At 71.6% G+C, this 20756-nt stretch carries 18 protein-coding genes; 8 read left to right on the plus strand and 10 right to left on the minus strand.

Annotated elements, in window-relative coordinates:
• Positions 1–116: 116 nt before the first annotated feature.
• Positions 117–3587, plus strand: coding sequence for a DNA polymerase III subunit alpha (locus ACFYX0_RS18830; protein WP_388971515.1), 3471 nt, complete (start codon positions 117–119; stop codon positions 3585–3587).
• The gene (locus ACFYX0_RS18835) at positions 3584–4558 is read left to right on the plus strand and encodes a hypothetical protein (RefSeq protein WP_388971517.1); all 975 of its coding nucleotides are present in this window, start codon (positions 3584–3586) and stop codon (positions 4556–4558) included. The genes ACFYX0_RS18830 and ACFYX0_RS18835 overlap by 4 nt, the downstream gene beginning before the upstream one ends.
• 2 nt (positions 4559–4560) lie before the next feature.
• On the opposite strand, the gene ACFYX0_RS18840 is transcribed toward ACFYX0_RS18835, so the two are convergent.
• On the minus strand, positions 4561–4935 hold the full coding sequence (locus tag ACFYX0_RS18840; protein ID WP_388971519.1) for a cupin domain-containing protein: 375 nt from the start codon (positions 4933–4935) through the stop codon (positions 4561–4563).
• A gap of 94 nt (positions 4936–5029) precedes the next feature.
• Here ACFYX0_RS18840 and ACFYX0_RS18845 point away from each other — a divergent pair, with 94 nt between their 5' ends.
• From ACFYX0_RS18845 to ACFYX0_RS18855, 3 genes are all read left to right on the plus strand, one after another.
• Entirely contained in the window at positions 5030–5476 is a 447-nt protein-coding gene (locus tag ACFYX0_RS18845) for a MarR family winged helix-turn-helix transcriptional regulator (protein WP_388971521.1), read from the plus strand.
• A 191-nt stretch (positions 5477–5667) separates the two neighbouring features.
• Positions 5668–6534 carry an esterase/lipase family protein gene (locus ACFYX0_RS18850; protein ID WP_388971523.1) on the plus strand — a complete coding sequence of 289 codons (867 nt, stop codon included), beginning with the start codon at positions 5668–5670 and terminating at the stop codon, positions 6532–6534.
• 277 nt (positions 6535–6811) lie between these two features.
• Positions 6812–7285: a GNAT family N-acetyltransferase gene (locus ACFYX0_RS18855; RefSeq protein WP_388971525.1), complete on the plus strand. Its 474-nt coding sequence runs from the start codon at positions 6812–6814 to the stop codon at positions 7283–7285.
• Positions 7286–7316: 31 nt separating this feature from the next.
• Here ACFYX0_RS18855 and ACFYX0_RS18860 read toward each other — a convergent pair whose 3' ends face one another.
• Entirely contained in the window at positions 7317–7451 is a 135-nt protein-coding gene (locus ACFYX0_RS18860; protein WP_388971527.1) for a hypothetical protein, read from the minus strand.
• A gap of 159 nt (positions 7452–7610) precedes the next feature.
• Between ACFYX0_RS18860 and ACFYX0_RS18865 the strand changes: the two genes are divergently transcribed.
• A complete protein-coding gene (locus ACFYX0_RS18865; protein WP_355909060.1) occupies positions 7611–8237 on the plus strand; it encodes a class I SAM-dependent methyltransferase in 627 nt (208 codons plus the stop codon).
• Positions 8238–8263: 26 nt separating this feature from the next.
• On the opposite strand, the gene ACFYX0_RS18870 is transcribed toward ACFYX0_RS18865, so the two are convergent.
• Positions 8264–8764, minus strand: coding sequence for a DUF402 domain-containing protein (locus ACFYX0_RS18870; protein WP_388971641.1), 501 nt, complete (start codon positions 8762–8764; stop codon positions 8264–8266).
• 77 nt (positions 8765–8841) lie between these two features.
• On the opposite strand from ACFYX0_RS18870, the gene ACFYX0_RS18875 reads away from it, so the two are divergent.
• A complete protein-coding gene (locus tag ACFYX0_RS18875; RefSeq protein WP_311696724.1) occupies positions 8842–9210 on the plus strand; it encodes a GntR family transcriptional regulator in 369 nt (122 codons plus the stop codon).
• A gap of 58 nt (positions 9211–9268) precedes the next feature.
• Here the strand turns inward: ACFYX0_RS18875 and ACFYX0_RS18880 are convergent, their stop codons facing one another.
• The gene (locus ACFYX0_RS18880; protein WP_388971529.1) at positions 9269–10054 is read right to left on the minus strand and encodes a DUF72 domain-containing protein; all 786 of its coding nucleotides are present in this window, start codon (positions 10052–10054) and stop codon (positions 9269–9271) included.
• A gap of 46 nt (positions 10055–10100) precedes the next feature.
• The gene (locus tag ACFYX0_RS18885) at positions 10101–11195 is read right to left on the minus strand and encodes a DUF5925 domain-containing protein (RefSeq protein ID WP_388971531.1); all 1095 of its coding nucleotides are present in this window, start codon (positions 11193–11195) and stop codon (positions 10101–10103) included.
• Between the two features lie 165 nt (positions 11196–11360).
• On the opposite strand from ACFYX0_RS18885, the gene ACFYX0_RS18890 reads away from it, so the two are divergent.
• Complete coding sequence (locus ACFYX0_RS18890) at positions 11361–12782, plus strand: xylan 1,4-beta-xylosidase (protein ID WP_388971643.1); 1422 nt, start codon at positions 11361–11363, stop codon at positions 12780–12782.
• Positions 12783–12831: 49 nt separating this feature from the next.
• On the opposite strand, the gene ACFYX0_RS18895 is transcribed toward ACFYX0_RS18890, so the two are convergent.
• The 5 genes from ACFYX0_RS18895 to ACFYX0_RS18915 all read right to left on the minus strand — a co-directional run bounded on the left by ACFYX0_RS18895 (position 12832) and on the right by ACFYX0_RS18915 (position 20756).
• Positions 12832–16683 carry a lipopolysaccharide biosynthesis protein gene (locus ACFYX0_RS18895; protein ID WP_388971533.1) on the minus strand — a complete coding sequence of 1284 codons (3852 nt, stop codon included), beginning with the start codon at positions 16681–16683 and terminating at the stop codon, positions 12832–12834.
• The gene (locus ACFYX0_RS18900; RefSeq protein WP_388971535.1) at positions 16676–17476 is read right to left on the minus strand and encodes a polysaccharide deacetylase family protein; all 801 of its coding nucleotides are present in this window, start codon (positions 17474–17476) and stop codon (positions 16676–16678) included. Before ACFYX0_RS18900 ends, ACFYX0_RS18895 begins: the two co-directional genes overlap by 8 nt.
• On the minus strand, positions 17473–18477 hold the full coding sequence (locus ACFYX0_RS18905) for a glycosyltransferase family 2 protein (protein ID WP_388971537.1): 1005 nt from the start codon (positions 18475–18477) through the stop codon (positions 17473–17475). Before ACFYX0_RS18905 ends, ACFYX0_RS18900 begins: the two co-directional genes overlap by 4 nt.
• A complete protein-coding gene (locus tag ACFYX0_RS18910) occupies positions 18474–19292 on the minus strand; it encodes a glycosyltransferase family 2 protein (RefSeq protein WP_388971539.1) in 819 nt (272 codons plus the stop codon). The genes ACFYX0_RS18905 and ACFYX0_RS18910 overlap by 4 nt, the downstream gene beginning before the upstream one ends.
• Positions 19293–19661: 369 nt before the next feature.
• Positions 19662–20756 carry a GNAT family N-acetyltransferase gene (locus tag ACFYX0_RS18915; RefSeq protein ID WP_388971541.1) on the minus strand — a complete coding sequence of 365 codons (1095 nt, stop codon included), beginning with the start codon at positions 20754–20756 and terminating at the stop codon, positions 19662–19664.

Genomic DNA, 20756 nt, shown 5'->3' on the forward strand with positions numbered 1-20756 from the left:
CAGGGGTAGGGGGATGTCGCACGCCAGTTCGAAAATTGGTCTATGGTGGGGGTGGGGGAGATGGGAACTTATGTTCGAGAGCCGCCTCACGGGGCTCACGGCTACGGGAGGTGCGGGTGCCGGGCTTCACGCATCTGCACACCGTCTCCGGGTTCTCCCTGCGCTACGGCGCATCGCACCCGGAGCGGCTGGCCGAGCGCGCCGGTGAGCTGGGCATGGACGCCCTCGCGCTCACCGACCGGGACACCCTCGCGGGCACGGTCCGGTTCGCCCGGGCCTGCGCTGCGGCGGGCGTACGGCCGCTGTTCGGGGCGGAGCTGGCGGTGGCGGCACCCGAGCCCGTACGACAGGCGGAGAGGCGCCGTACTCCCGTACGCGGGGGTGCCTTCATCGACGAGTCGACACCCCGCGCGGTCTTCCTCGCCCGGGACGGCGCCCGCGGCTGGGCCGATCTGTGCCGGCTGGTCAGCGCCGCCCACTCCGCGTCCGAGGGCCCCCCGCTGCTGTCCTGGGCCGGCAACCACGCCGACGGGCTGACCGTTCTGCTCGGCCCGGAGTCCGATGTGGGCCGGGCCCTCGCCGCGGGGCGTCCGGACCGTGCGGCCAGGCTCCTCGCGCCCTGGCGGGAGGTCTACGGCGACGCCCTGCGCCTGGAGGCCGTCTGGCACGGCCGCAGCGGCACCGGCCCCGGCTCCCTGCGCCTGGCCGCCCGCACCGTCGGCTTCGCCGCCGAGCAGGGGGTGCGTCCCGTGCTCAGCAACGCCGTCCGGTACGCCGACCCCGGCCTCGGCCCGGTCGCCGACGTCCTGGACGCCGCCCGCCGGCTCGTTCCCATCGACCCCACCAAGGAGCTGGACTCCGGGGAGGCCTGGCTCAAGGACGAGCGGTCCATGCTGACGGTCGCCGAGCGGGTCGTCGAGGCCGCCGGGTACCGCCGCGACACCGCCCACCGCCTGCTGGAGCAGACCCGGACGACGGCCGCAGAGTGCCGGGTGGACCCCGAGGACGACCTCGGTGTCGGCACGGTCCACTTCCCCGAGCCGCACCTCGTCGGCGCCGGCTACCGCACCGCCCAGCGCGCGCTCGCCTCCCGGGCGGCGGCGGGCATGGTGCTGCGCGGCTACGACACCCGGCGCGCCTACTGGGAACGGATGCACGACGAACTGGACATCATCGCCCACCACGGCTTCGCGTCCTACTTCCTCACGGTCGCCCAGGTCGTGGACGACGTCCGGAAGATGGGCATCCGGGTCGCCGCGCGCGGCTCCGGCGCGGGCTCCCTCGTCAACCATCTGCTCGGCATCGCGCACGCCGACCCGGTCGAGCACGGACTGCTGATGGAGCGCTTCCTGTCCAAGCGCCGTGTGGCCCTGCCCGACATCGACATCGACGTGGAGTCCGCCCGCCGGCTGGAGGTCTACCGCGCGATCATCGACCGGTTCGGCACCGAGCGGGTCGCGACGGTCGCGATGCCGGAGACGTACCGCGTCCGCCACGCGATCCGTGACGTGGGCGCGGCCCTGTCCATGGATCCGGCCGACATCGACCGCATCGCCAAGTCCTTCCCTCACATCCGTGCCCGCGACGCCCGGGCGGCGCTGGAGGAACTGCCCGAGCTCAGGCGGCTGGCGGGGGAGGTGCAGCGGGAGGGGGAGAAGTTCGGCCGGCTGTGGGAGCTGGTCGAGGCCCTGGACGCCCTGCCGCGCGGAGTCGCCATGCACCCGTGCGGGGTTCTGCTCTCCGACGCCTCCCTCCTCGCCCGTACGCCGGTCATGCCGACCAGCGGCGAGGGCTTCCCCATGTCCCAGTTCGACAAGGACGACGTCGAGGAGCTGGGGCTGCTCAAGCTCGATGTGCTCGGGGTGCGGATGCAGTCCGCCATGGCGCACGCGGTCGCGGAGGTGGAACGGGCCTCGGGGGAGCGGATCGACCTGGACGCCGTGGCGCCGGGCGATCCGGCGACGTACCGGCTCATCCGGTCCGCCGAGACCCTGGGCTGTTTCCAGATCGAGTCGCCGGGCCAGCGGGACCTGGTCGGGAGGCTGCAACCGGCCGCGTTCCACGACCTGGTCGTCGACATCTCGCTGTTCCGGCCCGGTCCGGTCGCGGCCGACATGGTGCGGCCGTTCATCGAGGCACGCCACGGGCGGGCGCCCGTCCGCTATCCGCACCCCGATCTGGAGGAGCCGCTGAAGGAGACGTACGGCGTCGTCGTCTTCCACGAGCAGATCATCCACATCCTCGACATCATGACCGGCTGCGGGCGCGACGAGGCGGACCGGGTGCGGCGCGGGCTGTCCGACGCGGAGTCGCAGGGGCGGATCCGGGTCTGGTTCGCCCAGCAGGCGGCGGCTAACGGATACGACGCGGAAACGATCCAGCGCACCTGGGAGATCGTTGAGGCGTTCGGCTCGTACGGCTTCTGCAAGGCGCACGCGGTCGCCTTCGCCGTACCGACGTACCAGTCCGCGTGGCTGAAGGCCCATCACCCGGCCGCCTTCTACGCGGGTCTGCTCACCCACGACCCCGGGATGTACCCGAAGCGGCTGCTGCTGGCGGACGCGCGGCGGCGCGGAGTGCCGATCCTGCCGCTGGACGTGAACAGGTCGGGAGTCACCCACCGTATCGAACTGGTGTCCGGGGAAAGGGGTTCCGTCGGGCGGTGGGGGCTCCGGCTCGCCCTCCGCGACGTGCACGGCATCAGCGAGGCCGAGGCGCAGCGGATCGAGACCGGGCAGCCGTACTCCTCCCTGCTCGACTTCTGGGAGCGCGCCCGGCCGAGCCGCCCCGTCGCCCAGCGGCTCGCCCAGGTCGGCGGGCTGGACGCGTTCGGCGCCAACCGCCGCGATCTGCAACTGCACCTGACCGAACTGCACCGGGGTGCCCGGGGCGCGGGCGGCGGCCAGCTCCCCCTGGCGGGCGGGCGCAGGACGGCCTCCGCCGGGCTGCCCGACCTCTCCCCGGAGGAACGGCTCAGCGCCGAGCTGGGCGTGCTCTCCATGGACGCCTCGCGCAATCTGATGGACGACCACCGCGCCTTCCTCGACGAGCTGGGCGTGGTGTCGGCCCGCCGGCTGCGCACGGCACGGCACGGGGAGACGGTGCTGGTCGCGGGCGCCAAGGCGGCCACCCAGACCCCGCCGATCCGGTCCGGCAAGCGGGTCATCTTCAGCACGCTCGACGACGGCACGGGCCTGGTCGACCTCGCCTTCTTCGACGACTCCCACGACGCCTGCGCCCACACCGTCTTCCACTCCTGGCTGCTGCTGGTGCGCGGAGTGGTGCAGCGACGGGGACCGCGCAGCCTCAGCGTGGTGGGCTCCGCCGCCTGGAACCTCGCCGAGCTGGCCGAACTGCGCGCCGAGGGCGGTCTCGACGTGGTGGCGGCGCGGCTGGCGGAGCCCGCGCCGCGGCAACCGGACGATGACGGAGCTGACGGCGGCGACGGCGACGATGCGGCGAGGGGCCGCCGCATCCGGATGTCCACGGGGTACGAGATGAACCCCTGGGCCGATCTGCGTCCCGCGGGCGAAGGCCCGGCGGGCGGAAAGAAGTTGTGGCACCAGAGTCCGGGGAGTGCGGGATGACCATCCTCTGCGTACGTTTCCAGCTGCCTCCGATGTACGAGGCGGCCCTGCCGGGGCTGCTCGGACTTCTGGAGGAGTTCACCCCCGTCGTCGAGGCCCTGCCACCCGACGGGGCGCTCGCCGATCTGCGCGGCGCCGAGCGGTACTTCGGGCGGGGCGCCGCCGAACTGGCCGCGCTGATCCGCGTACGGACCCTCGCCCACCACGGGGTGGACTGCGCGATCGGGGCCGGGCCCGGACCCATGCTGGCCCGTATGGCCCTGCGGGAGGCGGCGCCCGGCGCGGTCCGTGTGGTGCCCGAAGCGCCCGGCGCCGTACGGGAGTTCCTCGACGGACTGCCGGTCAGGGCACTGCCCGGGGTCGGCGGCGTCACCGCCCGCACCCTGTGCGAGTACGGGCTCGAGACCGTCGGCAAGGTCGCCGCCGCGCCCCTGTCGACGGTGCAGCGGCTGGTCGGGGCCCGGGCGGGCCGTGAACTGCACGAGAAGGCGAACGGCGTCGACCGCGGCAGGGTCGTACCGAACGCCGTCTCCAGCTCCGTCGCCGCCGAACGCCCCTTCACCCGCGACGAACTGGACCCGGCCCGGCACCGCCGCGCCCTGCTGTCGGCCGCCGAGGAACTGGGCTCCCGGCTGCGCAACCTGGAGCGGGTGTCCCGCACCCTCACCCTCACCGTGCGCTACGCCGACCGCTCCTCGACGACCCGCAGCCGCACCCTCGCCGAGCCGACCGCGCACTCGGCGGCGCTCACCGCGGAGGCGTACCGCATGTACGAGGCGCTCGGGCTGCAGCGTGCCAGGGTCCGCGCGGTCGCCCTGCGCGCCGAGGGGCTGACCTCCGCCGAACAGGCCACCCACCAGCTGACCTTCGACCCCGTGGACGAGAAGGTCCGGCGCCTGGAGGAGGTCGCGGACCGCGCGCGAGCCAGGTTCGGACCGCGCGCGGTGATGCCGGGGACGCTGGCCGCGTAGCGTCAGCCGGCCCACGGGGGAGCGATGCGCGTGCCGTCGGCCAGCTCGGCCTCCAGCCCGACGGAGGTGGTGGCCCAGAAGACGGCGACCTCGTCCGTGGGGTTCTGCACGCCGAGGGCCGTACCGGAGTTGACGATCACCGTGTCCCCCGCGGTGATCCGCTCGGCACGGCCGTCGAGCGTGATCAGCAGCTCGCCGCCGAGCAGATGGAGGATCTCCTCCCGGGTGACGGTGTGGACGGGCCCCTCGGTGCCCGCGGGGATCTCCGTGCGCCAGGCGCACAGTTCCTTGCTGCCGGTCCTCGGAGCGGCGTACGAGACGAAACGCGCGCCGTGCATCTCATGGGTGACGGCTTCGGACGAGCGGACGACGGGCATGGGTGTCTCCTCGGTTCGAGATGGTCAAGCTGCTTGACTACATGGAATATGGTCAAGCTGGTTGACCATCTCGTCAAGGTGTTTCAATGCCTCCGTGCAGAACCCCGAGGCCCTGGCCCTGTCCGCCGCCCTGCTCTCCGCTGCGGGAGAGCTGACGCAGCGCATCAATGACGGCGTGGTCGCGCGCGGCTTCGAGGGGCTGCGCCCCGCGCACGGGTTCGCGTTCGCCCGGCTCTCCTGGGGCGGCGCCACCGTGACCGAACTCGCCGCCCACCTCGGGGTGACCAAGCAGGCGGCGAGCCAGCTCGTCGACGAGATCGTGCGCAAGGGCTACGCCGAGCGGCGGCCGCATCCCGAGGACGCGCGCGCCCGGCTGATCGTGCTGACCGAGCGGGGTTGGGCCTGCACCCGGGCCGCCGAGGAGGCCGCGGCGGAGGCCGTGCGGCCGTGGGCGGAGCTACTCGGCGAGGCCGAAATCCGCCTGCTCCAGAGTCAATTGCTCCGTATCGCGCCTTCCGGGCCCATCAAACCCGTCTGGTGATGAGTCCTCACATCTGTTCGAGGCATTACCAGGAAACGCGGGAGTCGTCCTTTGACGCTGAAATTTTTTACTGACGCGTAACTTCACACGTCCACTACTCGTCCGTAACTTGACGAGTGAACAGCATCCCGTGATCCGGATCACAGGGCTAAGGCCGTCACACCTCCCTTGAGCCGCAAGGAGACCACCCGATGCTGCCCTGGAAACGAGCGCTCAGACCGCTGGCCGCGCTGCTGCTGGCCACCGCGGTCACCGTCGTTCCCGCCGCCACCGCAACCGCCGACGCAGCCGCCGCGCCGAGCAGCGGCTGGAACGACTACTCCTGCCAGCCCTCCGCCGCCCACCCCCGCCCCGTCGTCCTCGTCCACGGGACCTTCGCGAACTCCGTCGACAACTGGCTGGCCCTCGCGCCCTATCTGGAGAGCCGCGGCTACTGCGTCTTCTCCCTCGACTACGGCCAGCTGCCGGGCGTTCCCCTCTTCTACGGACTCGGGTCCATCACCGCGTCCGCCGGCCAGCTCCAGACCTTCGTCGACAAGGTGCTCGCCGCGACCGGCGCCGCCAAGGCCGACATCGTCGGGCACTCGCAGGGCGGCATGATGCCCCGCTACTACCTCAAGTTCCTCGGTGGGGCCGCCAAGGTGAACGCCCTCGTCGGCATCGCGCCCGACAACCACGGCACCACCCTGGACGGGCTCGCCAACCTGCTGCCCTACTTCCCCGGCGCCGAGGACCTGCTCTCCCAGTCCACCCCCGGACTCGCCGACCAGATCGCCGGCTCCGCGTTCCTGAGCAAGCTCAACGCGGGTGGAGACACCGTGCCCGGTGTCCACTACACCGTGATCGCCTCCAAGTACGACGAGGTGGTCACCCCGTACAGCTCCCAGTACCTGAGCGGGTCCGACGTCCACAACGTTCTGCTGCAGAACCTGTGCGTGCTCGACCTCTCCGAGCATGTGCTGATCGGGCTGACCGACCGGATCGCCTTCCATGAGGTGGCGAACGCCCTCGACCCGGCGCACGCCACCCCCACCACGTGCGCCTCGGCGCTGAGCTGACCCCCGACCACCACCACGAGACGTCCGTGGCCGTCCCCAGCCGCTGCGGCCGTCCCCGGGGCCTGTCCGACCTGAGCCGCCGGACAGGCCCCGGACCATTGGGTCCGGGACGGGGTGACCCGTGGGGGGTGATCAGCAAAGTAGCCCCGGGAACCCGCGAAATCGCCTGTCTGGGGCGGGTGGGGGAGATCCTTATGGTCGCGTTAAGGCAGGGCTAACGGGCCGATCAGGAACAGCGGTCGAGAGGGCTCGGCCCGTGCTCGGTAGCCTGGCGTTCATGACGGATGGGAGCGAGGATCGCCGTACGCCTGAGGGGGTCAGGCCGGCCGGGGGCGCCGATGTGGCGGCGGTGCGGGCCGTGACCGACGCCGCGTATCGGCACTACGTCGCGCGCATCGGAGTGGTGCCGATGCCCATGGAGGCGGACCACGCGGCGAACGTGGCCGCCGGGCGGGTGTTCGTGACGGGAGAGCCCGTGACCGGTGTCGTCGTGGTGGAGCCCCGCGGGGACCATCTCTTCCTCGACAGCGTCGCCGTGCACCCCGACGCCCAGGGGACAGGGGTCGGACGGCGGCTGCTCGGCTTCGTCGACGCGCACGCGCGGGCGCTCGGACTGCCCGAGGTCAGGCTCTACACGAACGCGCTGATGTGGGAGAACCAGGAGATCTACCCGAGACACGGGTACGAGGTCCTGGAGCGCCGTGTCGACGGGCCGTACGACCGGGTGCACTATCGCAAGCGGCTGGACTGAGCGTGCCGTGCCGGGGCGACGGGCGCGCGGTTCAGGCGTCCGGCCACCACAGGCGGGCGATGTCCTTGCGGATCTCCGTGCGCTCGGCGGGGCGCTCGTCGTTCTCCTCCCGCACCCGGCGGGAGTCGGTCCTCTTCAGGGGCTTGTGCACGGTCACTCGGCGCATGGCTGCCTCCTTGTGTCCACCGGGTTCCGCGCGGGGCGGAGGTAGACGTTTCCGGCGAGGGTTCCTCATCGTTCGCGGTCTGTCTGTGGTGGCTGTCACCATTCGACTGTCAGTGGCGGCTGTCACCCTGGCCTCATGACCAGGGATGTGACCAGGAACATGGCCCGGAACCGGGCACCCGAAACATCGAAGGCCCCAGGAGCCGACGTCGACTGGGACCGGGCGGCCGCCGGTTTCGACGACGAGCCGGACCACGGGCTGCGCGATCCCGTCGTGCGCGAGGCCTGGGCGGCCCGGCTGGGGGAGTGGCTGCCGGCCCGGCCAGGTGACCTCCTCGACCTCGGATGCGGCACGGGGAGCCTGTCACTCTTGGCGGCCGAGCGGGGGCACCGGGTGACGGGCGTGGACCTGGCGCCGGCCATGCTCGCCCGCGCGCGGGCGAAACTGGCGGGTCATGACGCGGTGTTCCTCGTCGGCGACGCCGCGTCCCCGCCGGTCGGGGAGCAGCTCTTCGACACCGTCCTCGTACGCCATGTGCTGTGGGCGCTGCCCGACCCCGGCCGGGCCCTGCGGCACTGGCGGCAACTGCTGCGGCCCGGCGGACGGCTGGTGCTGGTCGAGGGGGTGTGGGGGACCGTCAGCCCGGTCGGGATATCCGCCGAGCGGCTGACCGCGCTCCTCGCCCCGCTCGCCGGTGACATACGCGTCGAGCGGCTGTCGGCGGACGCCCGGCTGTGGGGCAAGGAGGTGGACGACGAGCGGTACGCGGTCGTGGCGGTGCCCTGAACCGCCCCGCCCACCGGCCGTCCCGCTCAGGCCAGCAGCGCCTCGAAGTCGCCGCCGCGCGCGAGGAGTTCGAGGGTGTCCAGGGCCTGGACGGCGGCCGCGGCCGCCGCGGGGTCCGTCCGGGTGAGGCCGCTCGCCGCGAACTCGTCCTCGTCGAGGCGGAGCACGGTCGTGCCGTCGGCGGAGCGCCACAGGTCCAGGTCGAGGTCCTCGACGACCAGTTCGCCGCCGGAGCGCACGGCCGGGCGGGTGATGTCGCAGTACCAGCCCTTCAGGGCGCCCCGCCCGTCGCGTACCTCCTTCACCGCGTACCACCGGTCGCGCCAGTAGTACTCGGTGAAGACGTCACCGGGCTCGAACCGCACGAAACCGAAGTCACGGACGCCGTCGCCGGCCCAGGGGGCCCGTACGGCGATCCGGGTGCCGTCGTCGTGGAGCAGCCCGGCCGGGTAACGGATCTTCGTGCGACCCGCCTTGACCAGGACTACCTCCATCTGGGCCGAGGCTCCGGCCGAGTTCACGCTCACTGTCACAAGCCCGCACGGTACGCGGGTCGGAGGCGGGGATGCCTCTCGTTTTCCGGCGGGTGCGGGAGAATCGGCGTGTGACCTTGAAGATCAGGATTGGCGGGAGCGCACCGCCGTACGAGCAGGTACGGGCGCAGATCTCCGAGCAGGCCCGATCGGGAGTGCTGCCGGTGGGCTACCGGCTGCCGACCGTACGGGGGCTCGCCGAGTCCCTCGGCCTCGCGGCGAACACGGTCGCCAAGGCGTACCGGACGCTGGAGGCCGACGGGGTGATCGAGACACGGGGGCGCAACGGAACGTTCGTGGCCGCCGCCGGTTCGGCCGCGGAGCGGGAGGCGGCGGCCGCCGCGTCCGCGTACGCCGAGCGGGTACGACGGCTGGGGCTGGGCGAGGAGGAGGCGCTGGCCGCGGTGCGGGACGCCCTGCGGGCGGCCTACGAGGACTGAGAGCTCCGAGGGGAAAGGGGCGGCCGCCGGTGCCGGTTCGGGTGCCGGGCAACGGGGCCTATGCCGTTGCCGCCGCCGGTGCCGGGAGGCTTCGCGGTGTACGTGTCACCCTTAGGCCAGCCGCCGTCGCCACGCGGGCGAAGGCCGTCGCGTCCAGGAGCGCCGCCGCGTCCGGGTCGTTGTTGAAGTAGACGTAGATGTCCCGGCTGTCGGGCCAGGCCTCGGCGATACGGCGGACCCAGGACGTCAGCGACCGGCGGCCGTAGCGCGGCCACGGCTGGGCACGGCCCGCGTGGAAGCGGACGTAGCCCCAGCCGGTGGTCCGCCACAGCGGGGTGACCGGGCGGGAGAGCACATCGGCCCAGCACAGCGCCGCGCCCCGGGCCGTGAGCACCTCGCGCACCCGGGGCGTCCACCAGGAGTCGTGCCGGGGCTCGACCGCGACCCGGGTGCCCGCCGGGAAGCAGCCGAGGCAGTCGTCGAGGAGGACCGGATCGGCGCGCAGGGTCGGCGGAAGCTGGAGCAGGACCGGGCCGAGACGGTCGCCGAGCCCGGCCGCGTGGTCCATCAGCCGGTGCACCGGCTCCTCGGGGTCGCGCAGCCGCTTGATATGGGTGAGATAGCGGCTCGCCTTCACCGCGACCACGAACTCCGGCGGCAGCCGCTCCCGCCAGCTCTCGAAGGTCTCGCGGGACGGCAGCCGGTAGAACGCGTTGTTGACCTCGACCGTGGCGAACCGTGTCGCGTACTCCTCCAGCCACAGCCGCACGGGCAGGCCGGCCGGGTACAGGACGTCGCGCCAGTCCCGGTACTGCCACCCCGACGTACCGACGAACAGGGTCATATGTCCATCAAAGCACCGGCTCCCGCCGTTCACAGGCGGGACCGGACTACAGGTACAGCCCCGAGTCCGCCCCGGCCCGCGGATCGGGCACCGACGCCGGTGACGTCCCCCGGCGCAGCGCGTACAGCTCCGCGAGGGTCGCTCCGTCGCGGCCCACGCCGTCCTCCCGGCCGAGCCAGCTCACCGCCTCCGTACGGGTCAGCGCGCCCACCTCGATACGGGCCAGACAGCGGCCGGGGCGTACGACGGCCGGGTGAAGACGCTCCAGGTCCTCGTTGGTCGTGACGCCCACCAGGACGTTTCTGCCCTGCCCGAGCAGTCCGTCCGTCAGGTTCAGCAGACGGGACAGCGCCTGGCCCGCCGTGTGCTTCGCCTCGCCGCGGATCAGCTCGTCACAGTCCTCCAGCAGGAGCAGCCGCCAGCGGCCCTTGCCCGCCGCGTCCTCCTCGCCGATCGCGATGTCCATCAGATAGCCGACGTCGGAGAAGAGGCGTTCGGGGTCCAGGACGCAGTCCACCTGGCACCAGTCCCGCCAGGAGCGGGCCAGCGTCCGCAGCGCGGAGGTCTTGCCCGTGCCCGGCGGGCCGTGGAGCAGCAGCAGCCGGCCGGCGATGTCCTCGGGTGTCGTCTTCATCAGGCGGTCCATCGCGTCCGCGACCGGCGCCGTGTAGTTCGCGCGGACCTCCTCCCAGGTGCCCGCCGAGATCTGCCGGGTCGTCCGGTGCGGGCCGCGCCGCGGGGACACGTACCAGAAGCCCATCGTCACGTTCTCCGGCTGCGGCTCCGGCTCGTCCGCCGCGCCGTCCGTGGCCTGGTCGAGCACCTGCTCGGCCAGCTCGGCGCTGGTGGCCGTCACCGTGACGTCCGCGCCGCGGTTCCAGCGGGAGACCAGCAGGGTCCAGCCGTCGCCCTCCGCGAGGGTCGCGTTGCGGTCGTCGTCGCGGGCGATGCGCAGCACCCGGGCGTCCGGCGGCAGGAGCGTGGCCCCGGAGCGTACGCGGTCGATGTTCGCCGCGTGGGAGTACGGCTGCTCGCCCGTCGCGAAGCGGCCGAGGAACAGCGCGTCGACGACGTCGGACGGCGAGTCGCTGTCATCGACGTTGAGCCGGATCGGCAGAGCATCGTGTGGGTTCGCGGACATGTCGCCATGATCCGTCACGGGACCCTCCCGCGCACCCGGTTTCCGAGGTGCGCCGGGTGTGTCGGATCTGCTCCGTGCTCCCGGTGCATCCGGTACGTCCTGTTACCTGACCGTCGAACACAAAACCTGTCCGCGGCCCGATTGCGGCCGTTACTGTGGCTCATGATGGGACGTCATGAGTGGTATTCGGGGGCACGGCGGTGGCGCCTCACCGCTCTGCTCGGCGTGGGGGCGGTCGCTCTGGCCCTGGTGGCGACCCTGATCGGCACGCTGTCCGGCAACGGAGTGAGCACCAGGGGCACCACACGTGACGGCGACAAGGTGTACGGCACGCCCGGCACCCCGCCCGCGGACACGGGACCGGACGTCGGCTGGGGCTTCACCCACACCCAGTACAGCGCCGACGAGGGCAGCGGCACCGCGACCGCGCGGGTCGAGGGGCTGCTCTCCGGGACGGACCTGCCGCAGGACCAGGCCATCATGGGCTGGGGCGCGGGCAATCCCGAGCCGGTGAAAGGCCGTTACGACTTCGAGGAGATGGACCGCCGCATCGATTTCGTCCGCAAGAGCGGCGGCACCCCGGTCATCACCCTGTGCTGCGCCCCGGACTGGATGAAGGGCGGTAGGGCGGGTGTCGGCGCCACCGACTGGAGCCAGGCCTCCCTGGAGACCGCGCCGACCCCCGACCACTACAAGGACTTCGCGGCCCTCGCCGCGACCGTGGCCAAGCGCTATCCGGACGTGCGCCACTTCGTCGTGTGGAACGAGTTCAAGGGCTTCTGGAACGACTCCAAGGGCCGCTGGGACTACGAGGGCTACACCACGCTGTACAACCTGGTCTACAAGGCGCTCAAGCAGGTCGACGACAAGATCATGGTGGGCGGCCCGTATCTCGTCATGGACAGCGTCGACCCCCGGCAGCAGCAGGACGCGTCCACGGCCCTGCGGGGCCCATGGGGCGCCATGGACCAGCGCGTCCTGGACGCCTTCAGCTACTGGAACCAGCACAAGGCGGGCGCCGACTTCGTCGTCGTGGACGGCTCCAGCTACACCAAGGACGACGATCTGCTGCCGAACGAGTTCGCCGCGACCGACAAGCTCACCGCCGTCGGCGCCTGGGTACGGAAGCAGACCCACGATCTGCCCCTGTGGTGGGCCGAGTACTACGTCGAGCCCGCCGACGGCAACGACAACCGGGACGGCTGGACCGAGGACCGTCGTGTCGCCGTCCAGGCCACCGGGATGATCGCCCTGGTCAAGGGCGGCGCCTCCTCGGGCTTCTACTGGAACCCGGAGGAGCAGAAGGGCACCGACTGCCCGGGCTGTCTGTGGACGCCGACGGACACCGCCGGCGGCGGCAGGGCACTGCCCATGTACGACCTGGTCTCCCGGTTCGGCAAGGAGTTCCCGCCGGGCACGCGGTACCGGACGGTGCAGACCGCCCCGGACGACGTCCCCAATGTCCGCGTGCTCGCCACCGACAAGGTCGTCCTCGTCGTGAACACCCTCGACCGGGCGATCAGCGCCCAGGTCGACGGCAAGCGGTTCGACATGAAGGCGTACGAGGTGAAGTGGCTCTCTCGATGATCCGCTCCACCTCGTACGCCCGCTGCTCCTTGGACTTCCCGCCCGCCGCTCAGCCCTTGCCCATGGTCAGGAAGCGCTGCACCAGCGAGGCCAGGAACACCGCGAGCAGGGGCAGGGAGAACCAGAAACTGCTCTGCAGCAGCCGCAGTTGCCGCACGCCCGGGGGCATCGCCACCCGGACGACCTCACGCGCCATCAGCATCAGGACCAGCGCCGCGGCCGCGAGCCCCCCGACCACCGACCACGGTGTCCAGGTCACCCGCGGGCCGATCGGACCCGGGCGCGGCTTGGCGACCGGGCCTGCGGGCTGCCGGCGCAGCGCGTACATGGTCGCGTCGCCGTTGGCGAGGACCCTCTTCAGCTCCGGACGGCCGTCCAGGTTCCTGATGAGCCGGGACTCCCAGGTCGCCGGGTAGCCCACGTCCATCCGGAGATAGGTCACCTGGCTCTCGTTGATCATGAGATACGAGTTCGGGCCCGCGTCCTTGAGCGACTTGACCAGGCCCGACACCAGGACCGGATCGACGGGCGCCAGGGTCGGCACGTACTGCACCTTCTCCATGTCCTTGGCGCCCCACGGCATCGCGGGTGTCACGTTGTTGACAGTGTCGTTGCTCAGCCACAGCAGCCGCACGGTCGGGTTGTCATGGGCGTAGACGTAGTCCATCGCCGTGACCTCGCCCGGGCGGATGCGCTCGAAGGTCTCGTTGCCCCAGCGGGCCACCAGGAAGCCGCCCATCAGCAGCAGACCCGCCAGAAGGGCGGCGAGCGGGGCGAGGCTCGACCGCTCCTTGGCCCGTTCCCCGGCCGTGACACCGGCGCGCGGGAAGAGGGCCAGCCCGGCCAGCAGGGCCGCGCCCGGGACGGCGAACATGAAGACGCGCAGCGCCATCTCGCCGCCGTAGGACTGCATGCCGAAGCCCAGGAACGGTACGAAGGTCAGCACGAGCAGCGACCGGTCGCGGTACTTGTGCCCGCGGCGCCGCAGCCAGCCCCAGCACGCGAACGCCATGACCGCGCCGGCGAGCAGGACGCGGGTGTACAGCACGAGCTTGTGGGTGGCGTCGCCGCCCTGGATGCGACCGGAGACCGAGGTCGACACATTGCTGCCGACGCCGCCGACCCCGCCGAACAGCTCGTTGAAGTGGCCGGACCAGTACGGCTCGGCCATGAAGCCGACCCAGAACGCCACCAGCACCGCGAACAGGATCGGCAGCCCGCGCAGCTCCGAGCGGCCGACCAGGACGAGCGCCGCGAGCACGCCCAGCATCACGAACGGGGTGAGCTGGTGGGCCGGGACGCTCGCCGCGTACAGGCCGATCAGCACCATGAGCAGCACACCGCGCTGCCCACGCGTGGTCGGCTCGACCTCCGCCTCGCCGGGGCGCGCCTTGGTCCAGATCACGCGCGGCGCGCGGAACCACACCAGCAGGATCGCCACGAAGGTCAGATAGAGCAGGAAGGTGAAGCCCTGCGGGGAGAAGTAGTCCTGGCCGACCCAGCCGCTGAGCACGAAGATCCAGATGCCGGTCCACTTGGCGCGCCAGCTCGCCCGCAGCGCACGCACCAGCAGGAACATCGGTGCCAGATACAGCAGTTGGATGGCCAGCGGCCACCAGCGGATGACCTCGGTGAGGTCGGTGACCCCGCACGCCCTGGAGACGAACGCGGCCGCCGCGAAGAAGCCCGGCCAGCTCCAGCGCGCGTCCAGATCCGGTACGGCGGAACCGGTGCGGTCGATGTAGTCGAGGAACCCGAGGTGCTGCCAGGCCGTCGCGAAGCGCGGCTCGCTCTCGATCACGGCGGGCAGCGCGTGCAGGGACACCACGGTGGCGAGCAGGGTGGCCAGCAGCAGGCCCTTGTGCTCACGGCCGCGCCACAGCAGCCCGGCGAAGACCAGGACCAGCAGGGCGGCTCCGGCCAGCGTCGGCAGCGGCAGGACCGAGATCAGCCCCAGGCCGCCCATCCGTTCGAGGGAGCCGTCGTTCATGGTCAGCGCGGGCAGCCAGTACAGCAGCAGCGCGAAGCCGAGCAGGGAGCCGAGAGCGACAGCCGGCGGGCCGGACCGCGGCCGGTCCTCGGTCCCCGGATCGTCCGCGGCCGCCCGCGCGTTCGCGGCGGAGGCGTTCTCTTCGGCGCCCTTTTGCCCGGACGGGGCCCGACTGGGCTCGTCACTGCCGAACGGTGCGTCGGCTTCCGGTGTCCCGGCGGGCTCCGGAGAGGCCACCGGGTCTGCCTCGCCCGCCCGGTCCTGGCTCCGCCCGACCGAAGGGAACTCCTTCACCGGCAGACCCGCCGGAGATTCCGGCGGCAGCCGCAGATCCCAGGTCGACCGGTCGTGGTCCGCGGCCACCACGGGAGTCCCGGTGGGTGGGGTCCCCGGGCCGGGGCGCACGTCCGGCCTGCGTTCCACATGGTCGAAGTCGACGTGTATGCCGAGCGCGAGCGTGTCGGCGTCGAGCTTCTTCGCCCAGGACGGGCCGGTCCTCGGCGCGGGGACCTCGTGCGCCCCCAGGTCGGCGAGGTCCCCGTCCGGTGCCGTGTCCTCGGGCGCGGCGTCGGACGGCGCGGAGCGCAGGATCCGGAAGAGCCTCGGCGCGGCGATCGCCACGATCACCGTGAGGCTGGAGATCTCCGCGACACCGGCGCCGGTGAGCCCCATTCGGGGCAGCAGCAGCACGGTCAGGCCGAGCACCAGGACGCACAGCAGGCCCTGGAGCCAGGCGAGTCCCAGGGTGCGGCTCTGCGCGCGCAGTACCGCGAAATACGTCTCCATGACGACCCGCAGCAGCGCCCCGACCGCGAACCAGCGCAGCAGCGGGGTCGCCGCATGCGCGTAGCCCTCACCGAAGACATGCAGGATGAAGGGCGCGCCCAGGAACAGCAGACCGGTGACCGGCAGCATGATCCGGGCCATGCGCTTGAGCGCCGCCCGGGTGTTGGCGGCGAGCCGCGCCGGGTCGTGCGAGCCCTCGACGGTGAGCGAGGCACCCATGTTGATGGCGAGCAGATTGGTCGTGCCGCCGATGGTGGTGGTGATGTAGAAGTACGCGTTGTCCGCGGCGCTGACCTGCGAGGCCACGATCACCGGGACCAGGTAGACCACGGCGAGCGAGAACAGCGAGCCGGTGTAGTCGCCCGCGAGGAACCGGCCGATCTCCCTCAGCGACGGCGGACTGGCATGATCCTCGGTCGCCTTGACATGCCGGGGCACCAGTCGCCGGAACACCAGCCAGCCGAGCGGCACCACGGAGGTGGCGATGGCGGCGACCCAGGAGACGAAGACGCCCATCATGGGGATGGCGGCCGCGAGCCCGACGAGCAGCACCAGTTTCACCGCGGAGAAGACGGTGTTGCCCACCGGCACCCACAGCGCGCTGCGCAGCCCCGTCAGCACACCGTCCTGGAGGGTGAGCAGGTTCCAGGCGACGACCGCCACGACGAACGCGAGTGCGGGACCCGGACCGTGCAGGAACCGGTACGACTGCCCCCACACGTTCAGCGTCAGCAGGAAGATCCCCGCGGCGAGCGCCACGACGACCGAACTGCCCGCGTAGGTACGGAGGATGAGACGCCCGGTGGTGCGCCCAGCGATCGGGATGAAGCGGGCCAGGGCACCGGTCAGCGTCACCGCGGTGAGCCCGGCGAGGAGCTTCATCGCGGCGATCGCGGCCGAGCCCTGGCCCACCGCGGCATCGGAGTAGTAGCGGGCCGCGACCAGCCAGTAGCCGAGGCCGAGCACCGCCGAGATACCGGTGTTGAGCATCAGCGCGTAGGCGTTGCGGAACAGCTGACTGCCGCCGCCCCCGCCGCTTCCGGGCAGGCGCAGGCGGCGGCCGGACCGTTCGGGCGGTGCGGTCGGGGCCTCGGGGTTCTGGGCTGTGGTCGTCGTGTCAGACACGGGAACGGATGGCCTTCCGGCAAGCCTGTCGTGCTCTTCGGACCACGGCGTACCCCTTGGTCAGGGCGCGGTCCCTGGCGAAGTTGCGGGCGATCGCGCGGCCCTGGACGAGCCGCTCGAACTCCTCGGCGCCCGTGTTGCGGCGCACGGTTACCCGTTGCAGCGCGTACGGGCCCTGGTGGCGGCGGGCGAGAGCGTTGCCGACGGCGAGCGACTGGCGGTAGCCCGTCTCGCGCACCGCGTGGCGCACCCGCCGGCTGGAGTAGCCGTACGGGTAGGCGAACGAGTCCGGGCGGTTGCCCAGCTCGTCGGCGATGATCTCCCCGCAGTGCACCAGCTCGAACCGGAGCGCCTCGTCGGCGAGCTGGTCGAGCTGCGGGTGTGTGTGGCTGTGCCCGCCGATCTCGACCCCCGCGTTCGCGAGGTCGCGGACCTGGCCCCAGTCGAGCATGGTGTCCAGGCCGCCGCCGGTGTCATGGGCGCCCCTGATCCACCCGGTCGAGACGAACAGGGTGGACGCGAAGCCGTGTCCGGCGAGCACGGGGAGGGCGTGCCGGTGCACGCCCTCGTAGCCGTCGTCGAAGGTGATGAGGACGGCCCGCTCGGGCAGCGGACCGCCGTCCCGCCAGCTTCTCGCGAGCTCGGCCGTGGTCACCGGGGTGAACTTCAGGTCCGCGAGCAGGGCCATCTGTTCCGCGAACGCCTCGGGCGCCACCGACAGTTCACGGGTCGTCTCGTTGGGCGCCGTGGCGACCGAGTGGTACATGAGGATGGGTACGGCCCGGTCGTTCATGCGGCCTCCCCCGTACCGTCCGGGATCTCCACGATCGAGAACCCGGCGCCGCCCCGGCGTGCCCGGACGCTGCCGAGCACATACCCGCCCGCCGCCGAGAAGACACCGGCGACGATCGCGCCCGCGCGGCCCGCACCGCCGGGGCGGGCCAGCAGGGCGTCGCGCAGTCCGCGGACCACCCCGGCGGGCAGCACCCGGGTGGTGTAGCGGCGCTCCGACTCCAGGCCCCTGTCGGAGCCGACGCTGCGGGCGACGAGTGCCTTGGAGAGGCCCTCGGCGTAGGTGCGGGTACGGAAGTAGGCGAAGTGCTCGCGCGGTGCGGGCACCCGGTGGTGGATGACGGCCCGGTCGTCGATCAGCAGCACCGCGTCGGGCCGGGCCCGGGTGAGACGGATGCACAGTTCCGTCTCCTCGCCGCCCAGCGGGCGCTTGTCGCCGTCGCGCCCGATGCCCGTGGCGAAGCCGCCCGCCGCCTCGAAGGCCGTACGGCGGAAGGAGGCGTTGCCGCCGAGGACGTTGCGCACCCGGACCCGGCCGGGCGGCAGCCCCTTGTAGGTGCAGCCCACCACCCAGTCGAACTCCTCCGGGAACCAGGCCGGGCGGCGGCCCGACGCCCAGACGGGCATCGTACGGCCGCCGACGGCCATCACCCTCGGGTCCTCGTACCCGGAGGCGAAGTGCTTCAGCCAGTCGCGCTCGGCCACGGCGTCGTCGTCGAGGAAGGCGATGATCTCCCCGTGCGAGGCGGCGATACCGGTGTTGCGGCCGGCGGACAGGCCGCGGGGGCCCGCGTTGGCGAGCACCCGGACCGATCCGTCCTCCGCGGCCTCCTTGTACTCCCGGCCGAGCCGGTCCAGCAGGGTCTCGTTGTGGTCCACGACCAGCAGCGTCTCGCGGGCCGGCAGTGACTGCGCCCGCACCGAGGCGACCGCCGCGAGGATGTCCTCCCAGCGGTCCTCGGTGTAGACGCAGATCACCACGGAGATGTCCGGGTCTTTCAAGTCATCTCTCCCTGACCTGAGTTGAGCGCCACCGCGTGCGGACGCCGGCGCAGCGCACGCCGGTTGGAGCGCTCCTTGAGGATCACCTTCAGCACCCGGAAGCCGTCGCGCACCGCGCGCAGATTGCTGTCGCCGTGGATGCGGAGGTACTCGTGGCTCGGTATCTCCTGCACCTTCAGGCCGGCCTTGACCACCCGGATGTTCATCAGGGTCTCGACCTCGAAGCCGGTGCAGTCGAGGTCGATCTCGTCGAGGCAGTGCCGCCAGAACGCGTTGTACCCGTAGCACAGGTCGGTGTAGCGGGCGCCGAACTTGGCGTTGACGATGGCGCACAGCACCCGGTTGCCGAGCTTGCGGATCGGCGTCATGTCCGAGGTGCCGCCGCCGTTCGCGAACCGCGAGCCCTTCGCGAAGTCGGCGCCGGACACCAGGGCGGAGACATAGCTGACGATCTCCTGGCCGTCGGCCGAGCCGTCCGCGTCGACCATCACGATGATGTCGCCGGTGCAGGCCTCGAACCCGGTGATCAGCGCGTCGCCCTTGCCCTTGCCCTGCTGCCTGACGACCTTCACCTGCGGCCACAGATCGCGCGCGACCTGCACCGTGTCGTCGGTGGAATTGCCGTCCACAAGAACCACTTCGTGAATCCACTCGGGAAGGGTCTTGAAGACGTAGGGGAGATTCTCCGCCTCATTCATGGCGGGAATCACCACGCTCACCGGCGGCGCAATGGCCAGGTGAGAGGAGATGGGCCGGTACTTCCCCGGCATTAACGGATCTTGGCCCGAAATGGCCGGGCGCAGTACAGAACTCATGAGTCTGGTCCCTCTCGTCCGGTGGACCGTCCGCCCCTGGACGGTCCGGCTTTGTGTCCGGTTCGAAAGGGGGGTTCTCACTTACGGCATGACGGCATGGATCTCCGTGCATGCCGGGTGAGCTGGCAAAGCTGGCCGTCTGCCGGAAGAAGAACGGCAGCCGGTCGCGCGGCACGGCTCGTACGACTGTGGTCGCCGAGCACGGCACCCCCCTACCGCGCCCCGCGTCGGAACCATCGCGGTACCTGAGCCCTCCCCTGGACCGCTTGATGATGGACCGATGCGGGTTGATGTATGACGGTATTGACGATTGCGACTTTATGGCAAGGCTTGGATCGTGTCCCTCGTTTTCGCCGATATGGTCGTCATTCAACCCCTAGAACGGATTTTCCCCATCCGCTTCAGGATCCGGTCGGCCGGCTCGAAGAGCTCCGGCCGCGACAGCACCGCATTGCGCAGTGCCCGGACCGGGGCGCGGCGCGCCCTGTGTCCGAGTGCGACGGGGTGACGGCGCGTCACCCACCCCTCGGACACGAGCAGTTCCCGTGTCTTCAGGGAGTCCTTGTATTCCTTCTGGCCCCGCCCGAGATCGAGATAGGCGATGCCGTCGGCCGCGGCGGCCTCGGCCATCCGCAGATGCAGGATCAGCCCGGGCGAGTACTTCGCGAACTCCGGGTCGTAGGCCGGGAACCAGCAGGCCAGCACCCGCTCGGTGTGCAGTCCGAAGTGCGCCGCGACCGGGCGGTCGGCCACGTAGAGCACCGAGAGGATCCCGGCGAACGGCTCGGAGCGGGTGTGGAAGAGCTGCTGCACCAGCTGGTTGATCCAGGGGTGCGCGAAGCGGTCGCTGCGCCCGGTCCTGCGGTACTGCGCGGACTTCCAGGCCGTCAGCGTTCGCAGGACCGCCGGGTCGCGCTCGTCGTGGACGTAGCGCACCTGGCCGGCGTCCCGTCCCAGCTTGCGCTCCTTGGCGAGCGTCGTGCGGGTGAACTTCGGCGACTGCTCGCGCAGCCGGCGCAGATAGGCCTCGTATCCCTGGTCGATGTCCATGACCGGGGACGGGAAGGTGCCGGAGGCCTCCGCCTCGAACGGCTGCTGCCCCTCCACCAGATGGTCGAACTCCCAGACGGCGAGCCCGCACGCCCGCAGCAGCTCGTGCGAGTCCCAGGCGAAGCCGGGCCGGTGCACCAGGCCCTGGCAGTCCGAGACGCCGAGGCCGACGGCCCGTCCGACGCCCGTGGCGGTTCTCTGGAACGGGAAGAACGCGGCCGGTTCGCCGTCCTCGTACGCCACCGCTATGCGCACGCCGCGTCTCGTGCGGCCCACCGCGAGCGTGAACTCCGGTGACAGGAACGGGTTCGCCAGCTCGGGCGAGCCGTTCAGATGGGCCTTCGACTGCAAAGCCGTCCATGCCGCCCGGTTGGCGGCGCTCAGCTCGCCGGGGCGGTACACCCTGATGTCCAC

It is taken from the genome of Streptomyces sp. NPDC002573 (assembly GCF_042889625.1).
Classification (GTDB): Bacteria; Actinomycetota; Actinomycetes; order Streptomycetales; family Streptomycetaceae; genus Streptomyces; species Streptomyces gibsoniae.

What these genes read in the sequence shown, in the direction of transcription:
- ACFYX0_RS18835 (WP_388971517.1), top strand. Translation starts at nt 3,584, where the DNA reads ATGACCATCCTCTGCGTACGTTTCCAGCTGCCTCCGATGTACGAGGCG.
- ACFYX0_RS18840 (WP_388971519.1), bottom strand. Translation starts at nt 4,935, where the DNA reads ATGCCCGTCGTCCGCTCGTCCGAAGCCGTCACCCATGAGATGCACGGC.
- ACFYX0_RS18850 (WP_388971523.1), top strand. Translation starts at nt 5,668, where the DNA reads ATGCTGCCCTGGAAACGAGCGCTCAGACCGCTGGCCGCGCTGCTGCTG.
- ACFYX0_RS18855 (WP_388971525.1), top strand. Translation starts at nt 6,812, where the DNA reads ATGACGGATGGGAGCGAGGATCGCCGTACGCCTGAGGGGGTCAGGCCG.
- ACFYX0_RS18860 (WP_388971527.1), bottom strand. Translation starts at nt 7,451, where the DNA reads ATGCGCCGAGTGACCGTGCACAAGCCCCTGAAGAGGACCGACTCCCGC.
- ACFYX0_RS18865 (WP_355909060.1), top strand. Translation starts at nt 7,611, where the DNA reads ATGGCCCGGAACCGGGCACCCGAAACATCGAAGGCCCCAGGAGCCGAC.
- ACFYX0_RS18880 (WP_388971529.1), bottom strand. Translation starts at nt 10,054, where the DNA reads ATGACCCTGTTCGTCGGTACGTCGGGGTGGCAGTACCGGGACTGGCGC.
- ACFYX0_RS18885 (WP_388971531.1), bottom strand. Translation starts at nt 11,195, where the DNA reads ATGTCCGCGAACCCACACGATGCTCTGCCGATCCGGCTCAACGTCGAT.
- ACFYX0_RS18890 (WP_388971643.1), top strand. Translation starts at nt 11,361, where the DNA reads ATGGGACGTCATGAGTGGTATTCGGGGGCACGGCGGTGGCGCCTCACC.
- ACFYX0_RS18900 (WP_388971535.1), bottom strand. Translation starts at nt 17,476, where the DNA reads ATGAACGACCGGGCCGTACCCATCCTCATGTACCACTCGGTCGCCACG.
- ACFYX0_RS18910 (WP_388971539.1), bottom strand. Translation starts at nt 19,292, where the DNA reads ATGAGTTCTGTACTGCGCCCGGCCATTTCGGGCCAAGATCCGTTAATG.